General features: G+C 40.4%; 12 protein-coding genes. 11 read left to right on the forward strand and 1 reads right to left on the reverse strand.

Annotation, left to right across the window (positions count from 1 at the left end; translation table 11 throughout):
- Positions 1-75 precede the first annotated feature (75 nt).
- The 7 genes from AC1D7X_RS21875 to AC1D7X_RS21905 all read left to right on the forward strand — a co-directional run bounded on the left by AC1D7X_RS21875 (position 76) and on the right by AC1D7X_RS21905 (position 7,874).
- Positions 76-1,014, forward strand: a complete 939-nt coding sequence (locus AC1D7X_RS21875; protein WP_495476124.1) for an ArsR/SmtB family transcription factor — start codon at positions 76-78, stop codon at positions 1,012-1,014.
- 291 nt (positions 1,015-1,305) lie between these two features.
- Positions 1,306-2,658 carry an ABC transporter substrate-binding protein gene (locus tag AC1D7X_RS21880; RefSeq protein WP_495476125.1) on the forward strand — a complete coding sequence of 451 codons (1,353 nt, stop codon included), beginning with the start codon at positions 1,306-1,308 and terminating at the stop codon, positions 2,656-2,658.
- 79 nt (positions 2,659-2,737) lie between these two features.
- The gene (locus AC1D7X_RS21885) at positions 2,738-3,625 is read left to right on the forward strand and encodes a carbohydrate ABC transporter permease (RefSeq protein WP_495476126.1); all 888 of its coding nucleotides are present in this window, start codon (positions 2,738-2,740) and stop codon (positions 3,623-3,625) included.
- Positions 3,626-3,627: 2 nt separating this feature from the next.
- Positions 3,628-4,434 carry a carbohydrate ABC transporter permease gene (locus AC1D7X_RS21890; protein WP_495476127.1) on the forward strand — a complete coding sequence of 269 codons (807 nt, stop codon included), beginning with the start codon at positions 3,628-3,630 and terminating at the stop codon, positions 4,432-4,434.
- Complete coding sequence (locus AC1D7X_RS21895; protein ID WP_495476128.1) at positions 4,431-5,477, forward strand: hypothetical protein; 1,047 nt, start codon at positions 4,431-4,433, stop codon at positions 5,475-5,477. The genes AC1D7X_RS21890 and AC1D7X_RS21895 overlap by 4 nt, the downstream gene beginning before the upstream one ends.
- Positions 5,478-5,503: 26 nt before the next feature.
- A complete protein-coding gene (locus tag AC1D7X_RS21900) occupies positions 5,504-7,264 on the forward strand; it encodes a glycoside hydrolase family 2 protein (RefSeq protein WP_495476129.1) in 1,761 nt (586 codons plus the stop codon).
- A gap of 70 nt (positions 7,265-7,334) precedes the next feature.
- Positions 7,335-7,874 carry a DMT family transporter gene (locus AC1D7X_RS21905; protein WP_495476130.1) on the forward strand — a complete coding sequence of 180 codons (540 nt, stop codon included), beginning with the start codon at positions 7,335-7,337 and terminating at the stop codon, positions 7,872-7,874.
- A gap of 109 nt (positions 7,875-7,983) precedes the next feature.
- Here AC1D7X_RS21905 and AC1D7X_RS21910 read toward each other — a convergent pair whose 3' ends face one another.
- Positions 7,984-8,610 carry a hypothetical protein gene (locus tag AC1D7X_RS21910; protein WP_495476131.1) on the reverse strand — a complete coding sequence of 209 codons (627 nt, stop codon included), beginning with the start codon at positions 8,608-8,610 and terminating at the stop codon, positions 7,984-7,986.
- A 202-nt stretch (positions 8,611-8,812) separates the two neighbouring features.
- On the opposite strand from AC1D7X_RS21910, the gene AC1D7X_RS21915 reads away from it, so the two are divergent.
- The 4 genes from AC1D7X_RS21915 (at position 8,813) to AC1D7X_RS21930 (ending at position 17,422) form a co-directional block, all read left to right on the forward strand.
- Positions 8,813-11,953, forward strand: coding sequence for a DUF3427 domain-containing protein (locus tag AC1D7X_RS21915; protein ID WP_495476132.1), 3,141 nt, complete (start codon positions 8,813-8,815; stop codon positions 11,951-11,953).
- A gap of 264 nt (positions 11,954-12,217) precedes the next feature.
- Complete coding sequence (locus AC1D7X_RS21920; RefSeq protein WP_495476133.1) at positions 12,218-13,114, forward strand: DUF4007 family protein; 897 nt, start codon at positions 12,218-12,220, stop codon at positions 13,112-13,114.
- The gene (locus AC1D7X_RS21925) at positions 13,107-16,580 is read left to right on the forward strand and encodes a hypothetical protein (protein WP_495476134.1); all 3,474 of its coding nucleotides are present in this window, start codon (positions 13,107-13,109) and stop codon (positions 16,578-16,580) included. The genes AC1D7X_RS21920 and AC1D7X_RS21925 overlap by 8 nt, the downstream gene beginning before the upstream one ends.
- Before the next feature lie 20 nt (positions 16,581-16,600).
- A complete protein-coding gene (locus AC1D7X_RS21930) occupies positions 16,601-17,422 on the forward strand; it encodes a hypothetical protein (protein WP_495476135.1) in 822 nt (273 codons plus the stop codon).
- Positions 17,423-17,665: the final 243 nt, after the last annotated feature.

Genomic DNA, 17,665 nt, shown 5'->3' on the forward strand with positions numbered 1-17,665 from the left:
TATTATTGCTTTAATACAGTTTATTGTAGTAAGGTACTTAAGAGATGATGTATGTAAATTTCGTAGGAGGTTCTTATGCTAGAAGTTGGTATACACGAAGCGGATAAGTTGGTTCAGGTCGCTCACGCCCTTTCAACGCGATCCAGAGTCGACATTCTTCGCCTTCTTAATACACGGAGCATGAATATTATCGAAATTGCCGAGGCTTTGCAGCTTCCAGTTTCGACGGTCGCCAATAACGTGAAGGTGCTCGAAGCGGCCAGACTGATTAATACCGAACTACTTCCGGCCGTGCGCGGGGCCATGAAGGTATGCAGCCGGAATTATGACGATATTCTGATTGGGTTAAATTCGATTGTCCGATCAACAAGGGACGGAATGAAGTTGTATGAGGTGGAGATGCCTATTGGTCATTATGGTGATTGTGAGGTTCACCCGACATGCGGGATGGCTACACATGAAGGAATGCTGGTAAGAGAGGATGAACCAGCCAGTTTCTATCATCCGAAACACGTGGCGGCTCAGATCATCTGGTTCCGCAAAGGGTATGTGGAGTATATGCTTCCCTTGGAGATCCCCCAAAATGCAAAGATTCAATCGATTGAACTGTCGATGGAGATGTGCTCGGAGGCGCCCAATTATGACAATGATTGGCCATCGGATATTTCAGTATGGGTGAACGGAACAGAAATCGGAATGTGGACCAGCCCTGGAGACTTTGGAGACCGACGGGGCGTGCTGAATCCGTCATGGTGGCTCGATTGGACGACTCAATACGGATTGCTAAAGACATGGCGCATCGACCAGGAACGAACTACGCTGGATATGCAAAAAGTGTCGGATGTCACATTGAATGATCTGTATTTGAATCAGCGTCCGAGCCTCCGGGTTCGGATCGGAGTCAAGTCGGATGCGATTCACAAAGGCGGCGTGAATCTCTTCGGCAAACAATTCGGAGATTACGATCAGGATATGGTCATGCGTGTATCCTATACCATGGATGAGCAAGAATAAGAGAAACCATCATTTCATACCGAAATGATGGTTTCTCTTATGTTAGGTTAATAACTGGGTCCGTATTTAGGAAAGCTTGTCCTTTTATTATAGTTCGAGATAGGGACTTGCATTGTTTATTACAATATTATTGTAATAAAAGGTTTAATAAATAAAGTGTTACAATATAATAGTTTGAAAGCGTTGACAAATGGTATATTCGGCTTTATATTAGCTAAAAGGTACAATAAATGTGTAATAAAACAATATTGATGTTTTGTACCTTCATCAAAAGTTATAAGGGAGGTCAACATGAAAAAAAGTTTTGGAATCATGCTTACTTTATTACTCTCGTTTTCCGTGATTTTAAGCGCATGTGGTGGCAGCAATAATGGCAACTCGGGAAGTAACAATGGAGCAGCGGCTACAAACGAGGGATCGACCGACCAAGATAATGGAAGCGCTTCAAATGGTGACGGAGAGAAAATTACCCTGTCATTCTGGACGTTATTCTCGGGCGGTGACGGCGACAATATGCAGGCGATGATTGATTCCTTTAACAAGGAACATCCTAACATTCAAGTCAAGAATACGAAGCTGGAGTGGGGAGAGTATTACACGAAGCTCATTACCGCAGTTGGTAACGGCAATGGTCCGGATGTCGGTATCTCGCATATTTCCCGTCTACCTGACCTAATCAACCAAGGGGTTGTGTCCGAACTGGATGATGTAGCTACCGAAGCTAGTGTAGACTGGTCAACCTTTAATCAGAATATTCTTGATGCTTCTATCGTGGATGGAGCCCATTATGCGGTACCAATCGATACACATCCATTCATTATGTACTACAACAAGAAATTGTTGAAGGAAGCGGGACTGCTTGATGACGCAGGCAAGCCTATTATGGAACAGTCGGCCGACGGCTTCATCACCTTCTTGACTACGCTTAAAGAGAAATTACCTCAGAAAGCGACGCCATTTGCCCTGTCGAACACGAATGACGACCCGTTCCGTCTGTGGTGGGCGCTCTACTCCCAATTAGGCGGTAATGACGTGGTTTCCGATGATCTGAACTCGGCGCAGATCGATACAGATAAAGCAGTTCAAGCGGCTCAGTACATTCAGGACTTATATCATAAATATAAAGTGATTAAATTGAACGATCCCGACTTCTATAAGAATTTCCAAAGTGGCACGGCAGCCATTATGATGACAGGTGTTTGGGCAACAGGGACTTGGGAATCCACGAAGGATTTTGAATTCGGCGCGATGCCGATTCCGAAGGTGTTTGACCAAGAAGCTACATGGGGTGACTCACATACGGTAGTTCTTCCGGTAACAAAGAAAGAAGATCCGGCGAAGCGGAAAGCGGCAATTACTTTCGCCAATTGGCTTGCGGACAACGGTCAGGTCTGGGCGAAGGCCGGTCATATTCCTTCCAAGCCTTCCGTATTTGAGAAACAAGAATTTAAAGATCTTCCATATCGTAGTGACTATGTATCTGTAGCTTCTACGGTTAAATTCAGCAAAGCATCTACGAAGAATTGGCAAATACGCGATTTGGCCATGTTTAAATACTTGAACGAAGTGTGGGCGAACAAATTGACTCCGACAGACGGAATTGCCAAAATGACGGACGAAGTACAGAAGATATTGAACGAATAACAGATCAAGGCAATGAATTCGGCAGACTTTGCGGCATTTGTCGTAAAGTCTGTCGGTCATATGGGGAGGTAAAGCGCTTATGAAAATGAAGAAATTGAGAGTGGATGTGCAGGCATTCCTGTTCCTGCTCCCCTTCTTGGTCGTTTATTTCCTGTTTACCATTTGGCCAATGATCAAGGGCGTGGAGATGAGCTTCTATAAATGGACGCTTATTAAGAAGATGAAGTACGTTGGATTAGGTAACTATGAACGGATGTTTCATGATCAAGATTTTTGGGCGTCCATCTGGCACTCTACGATTTTTGTAATGATTACAACACCGTTAATGATCATCTTGGCAATTATTTTGGCACTCATAGCCAATCGTAACTCCAAGCTACAAAGATTTTACCGCAGCGTGTTCTTTATTCCGAGCATCCTTTCCGTGGCGGTTGCCTCCTTTCTAGGTTTGTTTGTATTTCAGCCATATACGGGGCTTATAAATTCTTTGCTTCATTGGGTGAAGCTGCTTCCTGAAAGTTCGGAGATCTTTTGGCTGTCAGAAACGAATCTGGCTTGGATCGCCATCTCGCTATTAACATTATGGTGGACCGTCGGTTTTAACTTTATTTTGTACTTATCGGCAATGCAGGATGTACCGGATGAGGTCTATGAAGCGGCGCGTTTGGATGGAGCGAGCGATTCCCAAGTGTTCTGGAAAATTACGCTCCCACTGCTCAGCCCGATTACCAAAACGATAACCATGCTGCAAATCATTGCCTCTTTTAAAGTGTTTATGCAGATCTATGTCATGACTGGCGGGGGTCCATTGGATGAGACTCGTCCTGTCATACAACTGATTTGGCAAACGGGCTTCCGTAAGAATGACCTTGGATATGCATCCTCCATGTCCTATATGCTATTTGTTATTCTGCTTGTGTTGTCTGGTCTGCAGTACTGGATGAATAACCGGAAGGGGGTTGACTAGAGATGAAATGGTTCTATCGGATTGTTTCAATGTTGATGGCCATATTATTTGTTTTTCCACTGATCTGGATGCTTGTGGTATCGGTGAAAAAGGAAGGCATGAAAATTACGTCCGTAGTGGACTGGTTTACACCACCATATTCCTTCGCTGTCTATCATGAAATCATTACAGGAACGAAATTAATCAGTTGGTCTTGGAACAGTTTTTTTATAGCCGTTTGTGTAACCCTATTGACCCTGATGATCTCTGCAATGGCAGGGTTTGCATTGTCCAAGGTTCCGTTCAGGTACAGGACGTTTATGTTCTTTTTCGTTCTGGCTGGCCTGCTTATTCCAGGGGAAGCGATCCTCATTCCGCTGTACCAGGTAGCCAAAGATTTGGGAATTTTGAATTCTTACATGGGACTGATATTTCCGGCTCTAGCTTCACCCTTCGCCATTATAGTGCTTAAGAGTTTCTTTGACGGAATCCCGAACGATCTGCTAGAAAGTGTTCAGATGGACGGCGGCGGTCTCTGGCGGATATTCGTAAGTATCATGCTTCCGCTTACCCGTCCGGCGCTCGTATCGATCGCTATTCTAACGTTTATTGGCTCTTGGAACAATTTTCTCTGGCCGTTCTTATCAGTTACCGACGACAACCTGTTCACGTTACCGATGGGGATTCCTACATTAATGAACCAGTATACGGAAGATTATGTGAAGCCAATGGTTATTAATGCTATAGCTTCTCTGCCGATCATGCTTCTATTCCTGATCTTTGAGCGTCAGATCATCAAGGGAGTCAGTCTCTCGGGAATTAAAGGATGAGCGGAGGCTTAACGGCTACGCATCAGCGTGAAAGAGCGATTGATATATTCAAGGGTCTGTTAGTACTTGGGATGGTGTATTGCCATTGCTTGCAATTCTTCAGCGACCAGATGATCTTCCCGCAAGGGCAACAGTTTATCGATGTCATTAACTTGATCACGTTCTCTGGTTTTGTGTTCAGCTTCGGTTACGTATGCCAGTTGGCTTACTATAGCAAGCCGTTCTCGCGGGTCTGGCACCGTATGCTGGGAACAGCGGTCAAAACCCTATTAGCCTTTTATATTTCCGGGACGGCATTTCGGTTGTTTATTGATACACGTCCGCTGGAATGGAACACAGTTAGGCCGATCCTGCTACTGAGCGACATGCCGGGTTGGTCTGAGTTCTTGTCATCCTTTACTTATGTGATCGTTCTCGGTTTGTTGTTGTTTGTTCCATTAAAATGGTTGATCGGACGAAAATGGATGGGGTTCTCCATGGCGGGAATCCTGCTGTTGACCACATGTATTCCATATGAATCGATCCATATGGTTGCTTTGAGTCCTTTGCTTGGTACAAGAGATTTTGCTTCATTTCCAGTGGTGCAATATTTCTCTTATTATCTGCTAGGCATGTTGTTTGCCCGCTATCGAATCGCTTGGGACTTACGTGTGTTTGCTGGAGCCGTCATTGCCTCGGGTGCATTTGTCTGGAAGTGGCTCTCGTCGGCGAATGCTTCCCTGCCTGAGCGGTTTCCACCCTCAATTTGGTGGATCATTGGGCCGGCATTATTGTTGTACGGATATTATCTTGTGTCTCTGTTGATGGAGAAATATCCGCTGCCGTTTATCCCGTTGGAGGCGATGGGGCGGAATGTACTTTGGTACCTAGTCATGAGTAACGTACTTATCTTTGCGCTGAAATCAAATCAACCGCTGTTGCTATTGGGGTTGCTGGATACGTTGTGGATGGGACTTGGGTTACTTGGGGTCATCGGATTCAGCATATGGATTATTACCAAGCCAACGCGACGTGCTGCTCATATAAATAAAACTAAGATATAACTATTGGAAAAGAAGGAGTAGAAACAATGGCTGACCAACGAGTACGCAATGAATATCCCCGTCCACAATTTATACGTGAGGCATGGATGAGCTTGAACGGGGAATGGGAATTCGATTATGACGACGAAGGAATGGGGGAGCGGGAAGCGTGGTATGAAGATCATGTGTTCAGCAGTGAAATCAACGTACCGTTCTGTTATCAGAGCCAGTTAAGCGGAATAGGGGATACAGGATTCCATGATATAGTCTGGTACCGGAAAGTATTTTCCTTACCGGACAATTATAAAAAGGGACGGTTGCTCCTTCATTTTGGCGCCGTAGATTATGAAGCGAAAGTATGGGTGAACGGGAAGGTTGTAGTGCAGCACGAAGGTGGACATACGCCGTTCCATGCCGACATTACAGATGTCCTTACTGAAGGTGACAATACCGTCGTAGTAAAGGCAACCGATTACAGCCGGGATGTGACTTTGCCGCGGGGCAAACAGTTCTGGGAAGAGAAATCCGCGGGGATATTCTATACACGCACAACCGGAATTTGGCAGAGTGTATGGCTTGAACCAGTATCGGAAACGCATATCGGGAGAATCCGGTTGACTCCTGATATAGACGCAAATAATATGGCATTGGATGTTTTTCTGTCCGGTTATCGCCCGGGAGTCGTGGTTAGCGTAACAGCTGCCATTACATTTAACGGAGAATTTGTTGTGGAAGATACGTTTTCGCTGCGACATGAGTCAGCCAATCGGCATATTCATCTTGAAGATTTTAACGACCATGGTCTGGGACGCTGGTGGACTCCTGAGAAACCGAATTTATATGATCTGGAATTAACTTTAAGTGTAGACGGTGTGGTTGCGGATACGGTGAAGAGTTATTTCGGCATGCGAAAAATATCCATAGTAGATGGGAAATTACTGCTGAATAACCGCTCCTATTATATGAAAATGGTGCTGGATCAAGGTTATTTCCCAGAGGGCATATTGACTGCCCCAAGTGATGATGACCTGCGTCGGGACGTGGAATTGACGAAGGAAATGGGCTTCAACGGAGCACGCAAGCACCAGAAAATCGAAGACCCGCGCTACTTGTATTGGGCGGATCACCTGGGACTGCTGGTGTGGGGAGAGATGGCGAATGCTTATCAATTCTCAGAGTCCTATGTGGCGCGAATGACCAAGGAATGGATTCAGGCTGTGGAGCGGGATTATAATCATCCGTGTATCGTGACCTGGGTGCCGATCAATGAGAGTTGGGGCGTGCCCAATATTCTGGTTGATAAGCAGCAACAGCAACACGCATTATCGGTCTATCATATGACGAAATCACTAGATCCGACACGTCCTGTCATTTCGAATGATGGATGGGAGTTAGTGAGCACCGATTTGGTGACGGTCCATGATTATGAATGGCGACGCGAAGTGTTGACGGAGCGGTATGCCACCAAGGATGCGGCACTAAGTGCCCAACCGGGCAATCGGTGGATTCTGGTCCCCGGCTTCCCTTATGCAGGTCAACCGATTCTGGCAACGGAGTTTGGAGGTATCTCCTTCAAGAAGAATGAGTGGGAAGGATGGGGATACTCCGGGGCGGTGAATGAGGAAGATTTCGCGGAACGATTGAAGAACATCGTGGAGCCAATGCTGCAATCTCCGGTCATTCAAGGATTCTGCTACACACAATTCAGTGATGTGGAGCAGGAGATTAATGGCTTGTTAACTTATGACCGGAAACCGAAGCTTCCGCTGGATATGATTCGCTCTATAGTGGAAGGGACTTGGATTTAATTAGGAAAACGGCAGATTACGTTATCTAACGGTCTGCCGTTTTTCTATTGAGGGAAAGGAGATCATTGCTATGCGCTTTGGAAAATGGCTGGTGATCGTTATACTGCTGGTAGCAGTGGGGGCTTGCTCACTATCACTTACAGGACGGAATATGCACACTTGGCAAGGTAGATACTCCAAAAAAAAGCAACAAAGACAAGTGGCAGGTTATCTGTCATGCATGCCACTTATGAGAACATATTCAGCTTTGCGTATTAGCACCTGGTATATTTTTTTTGGTGCTCTATTCATGTTTCCTCTAACTCTATCATCCTGGGGAAAAGTAGCATGGGCAAAATTAGGCGCTACCGAATATTTAGTGGTCGGATACAATGTCATCTTCTGTACTGTTATTGCTTTTGTCGTATGGAATGCCTGTATGTACCAAGTAGGAACGGCTCGATCTAACTTTTTCCGCTATGTCGTCTCAGTCGTTGCTGTCCTGATGGGATATATGTTCTTTAAGGAAAGTGTGGGCTTATGGCAGATCATTGGGGCAGTATTTCTGGTTGGTGGTTTGATATGGATTACTTCTGAGCGGACTGAGAGTGCTATTGCTGTAAAACTCTAGTTAAGCTTGGGGATGAGAGCAAACCCACTATCTTGATATGGGGATCGTGATCATCACGATCCTCTTTGTGAGCAATAACTTTACATTGTAATACACCGTTCCTTTTATCTTACATATCTTCGAATGTAGAATCTCCACGCATTATAAACTGTGGCTTAAGCAGATATTCCAATGGATAAATATCATCTCTTGCAGAGAGTAATCCTTTAAACAAAGCAATTGGATATTTATCGTCACTATGGAAGTAATGCATTCCAAGTTGATTGGGATCTTCAAGCTGAACAATAACATAAGCATCTTCTTGATCAGTCAACTTATAAATCACATGATCTGTATTTAATACATTGTCCATATGATCGAATGTAATGAGATGAAACGACTTTTCTTTCCACTCTGTTTGGATCACCTTAATTGCCTGGTTTCTAATAAGGTCAATAAACTTCTCGGGGGGTAGATTTAATTCAATGCCTGTTAGATATCCATGGGTATCTATATCAAGTCCATACTCAGTATCGTAACCTTCTCTATCATTTTTTAATGTAACTGGAGCAAGGTGCATACGATCAAGGAATGTAGCCACAGTGTTGTCTGTAATATAAGGGATAGTTATGTTCTGGGGACTGATATGTGCAGCAATCTCGTTTGTTGAATTAGTATCTTCTTGATCGCCTGTAGGAGGTGTTAAATAGATATAACCCATATCTGCAGTAGAATCATAATAACAAGTGATTTTCATAATTGTTCACTCCTTCGGACTTTATGATGATTAGACGCGTTGGTAATGGAAAAGGTTACTTGTTATTGATAGAAGAGCGTAACGAGACTAAGTATTATTCTCTAGGAAAACAGTAGTTAATGTCTATAAAGGTTATCCCTCCCCTTTGTCGAATCCTCACTAAGAGACATATCACCCCACTCCACACAAAAGAGGTTACTTCATGAAACAAGGACTCTATGAGCAAATCATTAATAATATAACGTCGCAGCAGTTAGCTGCTCTTGACCCAGAATTATACGAGATTGGTAGAGAATCGCTAGATGCGGAAGAAGCGCGGAAGATGTTGTCCAACTATTTGGCTATGGTGACCCGTAGGGCGCTTAAAGTGGTGCGGGAACAAATCAGCGATGAAGATGCGGTATTCGCACAGATTCGGACTTGCAATGAGATTATCGACACATTAAAGAACACGCTAGGGCAGGAAGAGTACAACGAGCTCCAGTTAGATGAACAGGGTGAAGTACTCACCTATGTATATTCGAAGTTAAATCATATCCGTGGGATCAAGGACGAGAAGGTGCTGAGACCTGTTACTCCTTTATCTCAAAGTTCTCTTTTTACCGGGTCTCACTCTGAGCCTAATATGCTACATGAACTGAAGCGTGAAATCGTAACGGCGGATCGGATCGATCTGCTAGTGTCTTTTATCAAATGGAGCGGTCTACGTTGCCTAATGGAACAGTTAGAGCAGTTTACCGCAAATGGTGGACAGCTACGCGTAATTACAACGACTTATATGGAAGCAACAGATATGAAAGCCGTGATTGAGCTCAGTAAGCTCCCCAATACCGAGATCCAAATCTCCTATGATAGTGATCGGACGCGGCTGCATGCGAAAGCATATGTTTTCCGAAGAGATACGGGGTTCACTACAGCCTATGTCGGCTCATCTAACCTGTCCAATCCGGCGCTAACCAGTGGGTTAGAGTGGAATTTGAAAGTAACTGAGAAGGATTCGTACGATGTACTTAAGAAGATCGAAGCGACCTTCGAGAGCTATTGGAATGATCGGGAGTTTAAGAGCTTTTCGTATGAAGATGTGGAGCAGGTTCAACAACTGAAAGAAGCATTAGGGAAGAAGAAGGAACAGCAGACCTTACAATTTCATTTCGACATTACGCCCTATGATTATCAGAAAGAAGTACTAGAGAAGCTTGAAGCGCAAAGAACCTTATTCGGTAGAACCAGAAATCTGTTGGTGGCGGCTACCGGAGTAGGGAAGACGGTTATTTCTGCATTTGACTATAAAAGGTTTCTAACCAAGAACCCAAGAGCTAGACTCCTATTCGTGGCGCACCGCGAAGAGATTCTGAAACAGAGCCGAGACACATTCCGTTATATTCTAAAAGACTTGAACTTCGGCGATCTGCATGTAGGCCAGCATCAAGCGGAGGCTGTGGATCATTTGTTCATTAGTGTTCAGAGTTTTAACTCTATGAAGCTAACAGAGAAAACCACGAGCGATTTCTATGACTTCATCATTGTCGATGAATTTCACCATGCCGCTGCGCCTTCCTACCAGAAGCTATTATCCTACTATAACCCGCAGATCCTACTGGGATTGACGGCAACACCGGAACGGATGGATGGCAAAGACATTCTAGCTTACTTCGATCATACAATAGCTGCTGAAATCCGACTGACCGATGCGATCGATCGTAAATTGCTCTGTCCTTTTCAGTATTTCGGCATAACCGATCATGTGGATCTGTCCCAAGTGAAATGGTCTAGAAAGGGATATGACCTTGCAGAGCTAGAGCAGGTATACACGAATAATAAAATACGTACAACGCAGATCCTGAATAGTATGAAGAAATACGTTACGGATATGGAGGATGTGAAGGGGCTTGGATTCTGTGTGAGTGTAGAACATGCCCTGTATATGGCCAAGGTCTTTGAAGAGGCGGGAATTCCAGCGGTAGCGTTGCATGGGAATTCTAGTGATCAGGAACGAAGCACAGTTAAAAGTAGACTCATTAGCGGTGAGATCTCCATGATCTTTGTCGTGGATCTTTACAACGAAGGCGTGGATATTCCAGCCGTCAATACGATTCTGTTCCTGCGTCCAACGGAGAGTTTAACCGTATTCTTGCAGCAGTTAGGTCGAGGACTACGATTAGCAGAGGGCAAAGAGTGCCTTACGGTGCTAGATTTTATCGGACAAGCGCATAAGGAATACAACTTCCAAGATAAGTTCAGAGCATTAATGGGCAAGACGAAGCACTCGATTCAGCATTATGTTGAGAATGGATTCTCTTCGCTGCCTAGAGGAACCTTCATTCAACTAGAGAAGCAAGCCAAGGATTATATATTACGCAACCTGAAGCAAACCAAGAACAATCGGAATAATCTCATTAGCAAAATAAAGTATTTTCAAGAGGACACAGGACTTGAAGTGACCTTGGCTAACTTCGTCCGTTATCATGGCATGTCTTTGTTCGACTTCTATGGCGGTCGCAGTGGCAACCGATTCTTCAGAGGATTAATGGTAGAAGCAGAGATACTAGAACCATTCCAATGGGATCATCCCGAACACGTGAAGCGCATTCCAGCACTGCTGAACTTGAATTCTCGCAGATGGCTGAAGTTCTTAATTAACTATTTGGAAAATAGTATGCTGCCTCATGACGATGAAGAGAACCGGATGTTAGTCATGTTCTACTATACATTTTATCGGGCAGAGCCTGTAAAGCAGGGATTCAAAGATATAGAAGAAGGCATTCAGGCAGTCCTGGCTTGTCCTCAATTTAAGGATGAGATTGTGGATATCCTAAAATATAACGAGGAACATCTTGATTTTGTGGATAAGAAACACGAGTTCCCCTTCACTTGTCCACTAGATATCCACTGTATGTACAGTATGGATCAAATATTAGCTGCATTTGGCTATTGGAATGGGGATAAAGCACCTACCTTCCGCGAAGGCGTGAAATATTTCGAGAGTGAGCAGACCGATATCTTCTTCATTACACTGAATAAGTCCGATAAAGATTTCTCACCATCTACACTCTATGAAGACTATGCCATTAATGAAAGGTTGTTCCATTGGCAGACACAAAGTAGTGTATCCGAAGACACCAAGACCGCGCAGCGTTATATCCATCATCGGAGAACGGGTAACCGTATTGCGTTGTTTGTTCGAGAATACAAAGAGAGTGAAAAGTTCACCTCTCCGTTTGTATTCTTAGGAGAAGCGGATTATGTGAGCCATGAGGGGAATAAGCCGATGAGTATTGTGTGGAGATTGAGGGAGGAGTTGCCGCCGCAGATGGTGGGGGTGGCTAATAAGTGTATTGGGTAGAATTAATATATATTCAAAAAAATGCATATTATATTTTGTTGAAATATAGTAATCTGGTTGAGCTAAGCATTTAGTATAGGTATTGAACAAAATCGATTACTAAGGGTATAATAATGTTTATTTTTACAAATTTATATTATGATCATCTATATTAAAAATGTTCCTGGATTGTACTATCCAGGAACATTTTGTGTGATATAATATTATAAAAGCGAATATATATTCCCATTATCGAGTAGTAGTCTTAGGAGGTTTACTGTAATTATGAAATACGGACAACATGAAACATTCCATTTGCGATTAAATTGGCTACGAAAAGGAATAAAGATGATTAAAGCTAATCCTAGATTTTTCTTTGAGAAAGAGGCTGCTGAAACGATAGGACTAGGTAAAAACATGGTTCAATCTTTACGATTTTGGATCACTGCTACCGAAATTGCAAAGGAGATAAAGGGCGATGACAGTAAGAGTATTCATCAATTAACTCCTTTAGGTGAAGTGATAGATACCTTTGATCCTTATCTTGATTTTATGGATTCACTATCACTATTACATTACTCGCTAATAGACAAAGGGAAAAAGGATAGACTGTTTGTTTGGTATGGATTTTATAATACATTCTCTCGATCTTCATTTACGAAAGAGGAAGCTCTTAATGAACTTGTTCTTTGGGCGGCCCGTGAAGGTGAAGTAACATCGGAGAAATCTTTAAAGAGAGACCTTGATTGTATGATTAGGCTATATGTTAAAGATAATAAACTAAAGGATCCAGAGGATGTAACACAAAGTCCATTAGAGAAACTCAATATATTATCTATCTCAGAGGAAAGTTCGAGTATATACATAAAACACAATTTAATTTATAAAAATGTAGGAATCACCGCATTGATGTATTCTTTATTAAAGTATGGAGAAAAGAATGAAACTGATAATGTCGCTATAGAAGAAATAGAAAGTAAACCTAATTTGTGGGGTAAGGTATTCCAACTACAACGTTCAGAGATAATTGATGCTTTAGAAGAATTATCAGAACACTCTAAATATCCTATTGTATTCCAAAGAACTAATCGGTTAAATACAATAGTATTACCTAAAGTTTCGTCAATTGATTATCTTCGTGATGATTACAGTAGTAAGATTGGAGAACTAACTCATGTCTAATAGAAGATCCAAATTTCAATCTAGTATTAATATCAGACTTGATCTTGAAGAAGAGGATTTTATAAATAGATTTTTGCCTACTGCTTCTCACATAGCTCTATTTAAGGGGATTTTAAATGGAATATTAGGTGGTGCAAAGTCACACATTATTTCAGGACCATATGGCTCGGGGAAATCACTAATAAGTACTATAATTACGGGTATAATAACCAAAAAATATAGTGATGATCTGTTGATGAAATTAACAGAAAAATTTAAAGTGGTTGATGATGAAATTGGAAATTCAATAAATAGTGTTATAAATAATGAAATGGAATATATACCAGTAATATTAGAAGGAAATATCCATAACTTTCGTAAATCCCTTATTTCAGCTATTTATAAATCATTGGAAATTGATGGTGTTGAAATTATTTCACCTAGTGTAATTATTGAAATAATTAATATGGTGAAAAAGTGGGAAACTGAATTCCCTGCTACATATTCTTTATTTATTCAGCAATTAAGTAATAGAAATCTTGAATTATCATATTGGATTAAACAAATAGAAAAATGTGATGAAGATGAAATATTATGGTTTTCAATTGTTTATCCGACATTAACGTCAGGGTCCCACTTCGTCCCAAGTTTCTCAGGTGAGTTAGTACCGCAAGTGAACTACATTCTTAGTGAGTTAAAGAAGGTTAATAAAGGTCTGTTTATTGTTCATGATGAATTTGGTAGATTCCTACAATCTATTAATCCTAGTGAAGTACATGAGGCTATGCAAGATCTTCAAGATATTGCTGAATTGGCAGATCATAATTCATTTCACAATTTAAGCATATTATTAATTACTCACAAAAATATGAGACAATATGCACAACGATTCCATGAAGATTTACAAAGGGAATTTCAACGAATTGAGAAACGATATGCTCTTTACAATGTAAAAAGTGATCAAGCTACATTTGTACGTATTTCAAATGTAGCTACTAAGTACATGCGTGAGCAGTGGGATCCAGAGAAGCACAGAATTAACTTGTGGGACGGTTTAACAAGATATCCGCTTTTTCCGGAACTATCGCAGCATGAAAAAAATGCACTTATTATTGAAGGCTGCTATCCGTTACACCCAATTACCTTATTTTGTATGCCAAAGTTAGCGAATATTGTCGCTCAGAATGAACGCACATTATTCACTTTTTTGGAAAGTAACGAAAGCGGTGGTTTGAAATATCACTATGAAAAAAATACCGATTGGTATACAACGGATGGATTATTTGATTACTTTGAGCCTGCGTTTGAAGAGTTTGAACAAGATTCAAATATCAAAGAAAGTTATCTCTTATATAAAAGATTGAAGAAACGCTTAGTTCCTTCTAAATATCTTGAAGACCAATTAAAAATATTGAAATTATTGACGTTATGGGATATCGCCAATCTAAATATTTACGTTATTCCGAATTTAGATTTTATCTCATATGCCTTGGTTTTAACTTTAAAGGAAACACAAAATAGATTAGATGAATTATTTAAATTAAAAATACTTCGTTACATGAATGATGAAAATCGTTTTATATTATACGAAGGCAGTGTCGTAGATGTTAATAAGGAGATAGAAAGTAGACTTCGAACATCTTTAATTTCTGTTAAACAGAAGCTCGAAATGGGAAATAGGTTGCTTGAAACAAAATATTATTTACCTAAAGGTTATAATGATGAAAAAAGTATAACAAGGTTCGCAGAAATAACTGTTGCACATTTATCAGATATTTCTGGAGAAGAAATCCAAATTAGACATAGCGAAGAGGCTGATTTAAATATTATATTTATTGTCACGGATATCGTAGAAGAGGTCGAAGCGATTACAAAGAAAGTTAATGAGCTAACATCCTCTTTTAACAATGTGATTTTTGTGACTCCTAAAGGTCCGTCAAAAGGTATCTTTTGGAATCTCGAAAAACTGCTTATTATTGAAAGTCTAGAGAAAGATAAGGCCTTTTTGATTCAGGATCGATTTCTAATTGATGAATTGACATATCTAAAGAGATCGCTGATTCATAATATAAGAACAGAATTAAATCCATACGTAAAATTTACTAGTGATTGTGAATGGATATACGACGGAAATACTCTTAATATTTCTGATGAACGTTCATTGAGTAATGAACTCTCGATTATTATGCGTGATATGTATCCCTTCACACCTGAAGTGCGTAATGAATCATTTAATAGAAGAACTATTGCTAAGATACAAGAAAAAAGTGCATACAAGATTATTGATAAAGTAATTGAATGCATTAAGACTAATAATGAAGAGATTGAAATTAGTGGCTTTGGTCCCGACTATTTGATCTATGCAACTGTTCTTAAAAATAACAGGATTCACCCGTTGAAACCAGAAGAGTTACAAGATGAATCTTTAATTCAATTGCGTGAGGGGCTTCACATTGTTTTAAACCAAGAGCAGGGTCCTTTAACAGACTTACTTGATGTATTGAGAAATAGGCCATTTGCTGTGAGACAGCCTTTAATCCCACTGCTTTTACCTGCCTTAATTGGACGCAAATGGAAATACCTGCTTTTCTATAATAATGATATTTTTATAAAATCAATAAACGGCGAACTATTGTGGAAAATGGTATCCGATCCAAGTAATTACACTTTTGCCTACCAATCGTTAGAAGGCAAATATAACGAACTGATTCCATTAGTTGATAAGTGTTTCTCTTCATATATTCATGATGAAGATAGAGGATTACAAACTTCTGTTTATGTGACTAACATTCTAGTTCGTTGGTTTCAGTCACTACCTAGATTGTCTCGTATATCCACTAAACAATCATTATTATCTAATCAATTACGTGAAATTATAAGAATATGTGAAGTGCGACCATTAGATGCAATGGAAAGGTTACTAGAATTTACGAATAGTGGACAGGAATTCACAAAAATCGAACGTGCGAAAGTTGAAAGTGAGCAATATATCCTTACGAAGCATAACAAAATTATAGAAAAAGCGATCTTTACTGCACTTAATATTAAGAGTTATAATGATTTATTAACTTGGGCTGAAGGGCATTCGAAGATAACTAGAAAAACATCTAAGTTAATATCTACAATAATAAGTTCGGACTCAGTGAACTATATAGATGTTATTTCTCAAGCATTAGTTGGAGTGAGAAGAGCGGATTGGTCAGATGCAACGGACGAAGTATTTGAAGCAGAATTATTAAATGAATTAAACAATATTAAGAATCAAGATGGGAAAGAGGACTTCATTGAGGTTAATTTTGGTGAAGACTCAATTGTTTTATCAAAAGTTCAATTATCAACGAAGTCCCGCATTATCTATGATGATATAAAAAGAAAACTCAAATATACAGGAAGAAATGTTGCTAAAGAGGAGTTATTGGTAATTCTTTGGAAATTAATGGAAGATGTTTCGAATGTAGATATTGTTGAAGCTAATCATGAAAATTAATCTAGAAGGTGGATACCAATATGAACAGGAAACCAGTACATGTAGCAATGTTCAGTGGTGGTGCTGCAAGTGCATATGTAACTTATCAAATGGTGCAAACACACGGGAAAGAAAATAGTATTTTGTTTTTTACAAATACATTGTGGGAAGATGAAGATAATTATCGATTTATGTACGAAGTAGCTGAGTATATCGGAATTGAAATAACAGAAAGAGTTGATGGTAGAACTCCTGAGGAAGTTTTTGAGGATACAAGATTTTTAGGGAACTCAAGACTTGCTAAATGTTCTTCAGAGTTAAAAGTCAGACAGACAGTTATATTTATTGAGGAATTAAGGGCTCAAGGACTAGAACCTATATTATATTTTGGTATTGGAGCACATGAAAAACAACGTGCTGAGAATCTAAAAGATTTTTACGGACACCAATCCTTAGAACCTGTAGAAGCGAGATTCCCAATGTTTGAAGGTAATATTAAGGATGTCGATGCTAAGAGAGTCATTATTGAGGAATGGGGAATTAAGTTACCAAGGATGTATGATTTGGGATTCTCACACGCTAATTGTGGGGGGCGCTGTGTACGAGGTGGATTTAAGCATTATGCAGATCTTTATAGAATTTGGCCGCATAAATATCAAGAGCAAGAAGAGATGGAAGAGCGAATGAGAGAGATGTTAGGCGATGTAAGTATATTGAAATCAAAGGATACTGGAAAAGCTTATACCCTTCGTGAATACCGGATGTATCTGGAAATCATTAATAAGGGAATTGATGAAGTAGCTTCAGCTAGTTTAATACCTGAAGAAGATGATATGGTGCCATGTGTATGTGTATACTCATAATTCCGGATATTTAATAGTGTTTAAATGAATTACTGAAATTTAGAGATAATATATTTAGATTTAATCAGTGAAATATGAATGACCCTTTACTTCAAAATAGTATAGTTACTTTGATAATATCCCCTCTTAAGAAGACAGTGAAAAGTAAGACTTTTACTGTTAACTTGGAGGGGATTTTTCATGGATAGAATTTCATTAAGCTCATTGTATATAGAGAATAGCATGGAACATGGAATTATAGGA

Source organism: Paenibacillus sp. Y568, from assembly GCF_059445545.1.

Excerpts from the sequence above, each read along its gene's own strand:
- AC1D7X_RS21875 (WP_495476124.1), top strand. The coding sequence starts at position 76 with ATGCTAGAAGTTGGTATACACGAAGCGGATAAGTTGGTTCAGGTCGCT.
- AC1D7X_RS21880 (WP_495476125.1), top strand. The coding sequence starts at position 1,306 with ATGAAAAAAAGTTTTGGAATCATGCTTACTTTATTACTCTCGTTTTCC.
- AC1D7X_RS21885 (WP_495476126.1), top strand. The coding sequence starts at position 2,738 with ATGAAAATGAAGAAATTGAGAGTGGATGTGCAGGCATTCCTGTTCCTG.
- AC1D7X_RS21890 (WP_495476127.1), top strand. The coding sequence starts at position 3,628 with ATGAAATGGTTCTATCGGATTGTTTCAATGTTGATGGCCATATTATTT.
- AC1D7X_RS21895 (WP_495476128.1), top strand. The coding sequence starts at position 4,431 with ATGAGCGGAGGCTTAACGGCTACGCATCAGCGTGAAAGAGCGATTGAT.
- AC1D7X_RS21900 (WP_495476129.1), top strand. The coding sequence starts at position 5,504 with ATGGCTGACCAACGAGTACGCAATGAATATCCCCGTCCACAATTTATA.
- AC1D7X_RS21905 (WP_495476130.1), top strand. The coding sequence starts at position 7,335 with ATGCGCTTTGGAAAATGGCTGGTGATCGTTATACTGCTGGTAGCAGTG.
- AC1D7X_RS21910 (WP_495476131.1), bottom strand. The coding sequence starts at position 8,610 with ATGAAAATCACTTGTTATTATGATTCTACTGCAGATATGGGTTATATC.
- AC1D7X_RS21915 (WP_495476132.1), top strand. The coding sequence starts at position 8,813 with ATGAAACAAGGACTCTATGAGCAAATCATTAATAATATAACGTCGCAG.
- AC1D7X_RS21920 (WP_495476133.1), top strand. The coding sequence starts at position 12,218 with ATGAAATACGGACAACATGAAACATTCCATTTGCGATTAAATTGGCTA.
- AC1D7X_RS21925 (WP_495476134.1), top strand. The coding sequence starts at position 13,107 with ATGTCTAATAGAAGATCCAAATTTCAATCTAGTATTAATATCAGACTT.
- AC1D7X_RS21930 (WP_495476135.1), top strand. The coding sequence starts at position 16,601 with ATGAACAGGAAACCAGTACATGTAGCAATGTTCAGTGGTGGTGCTGCA.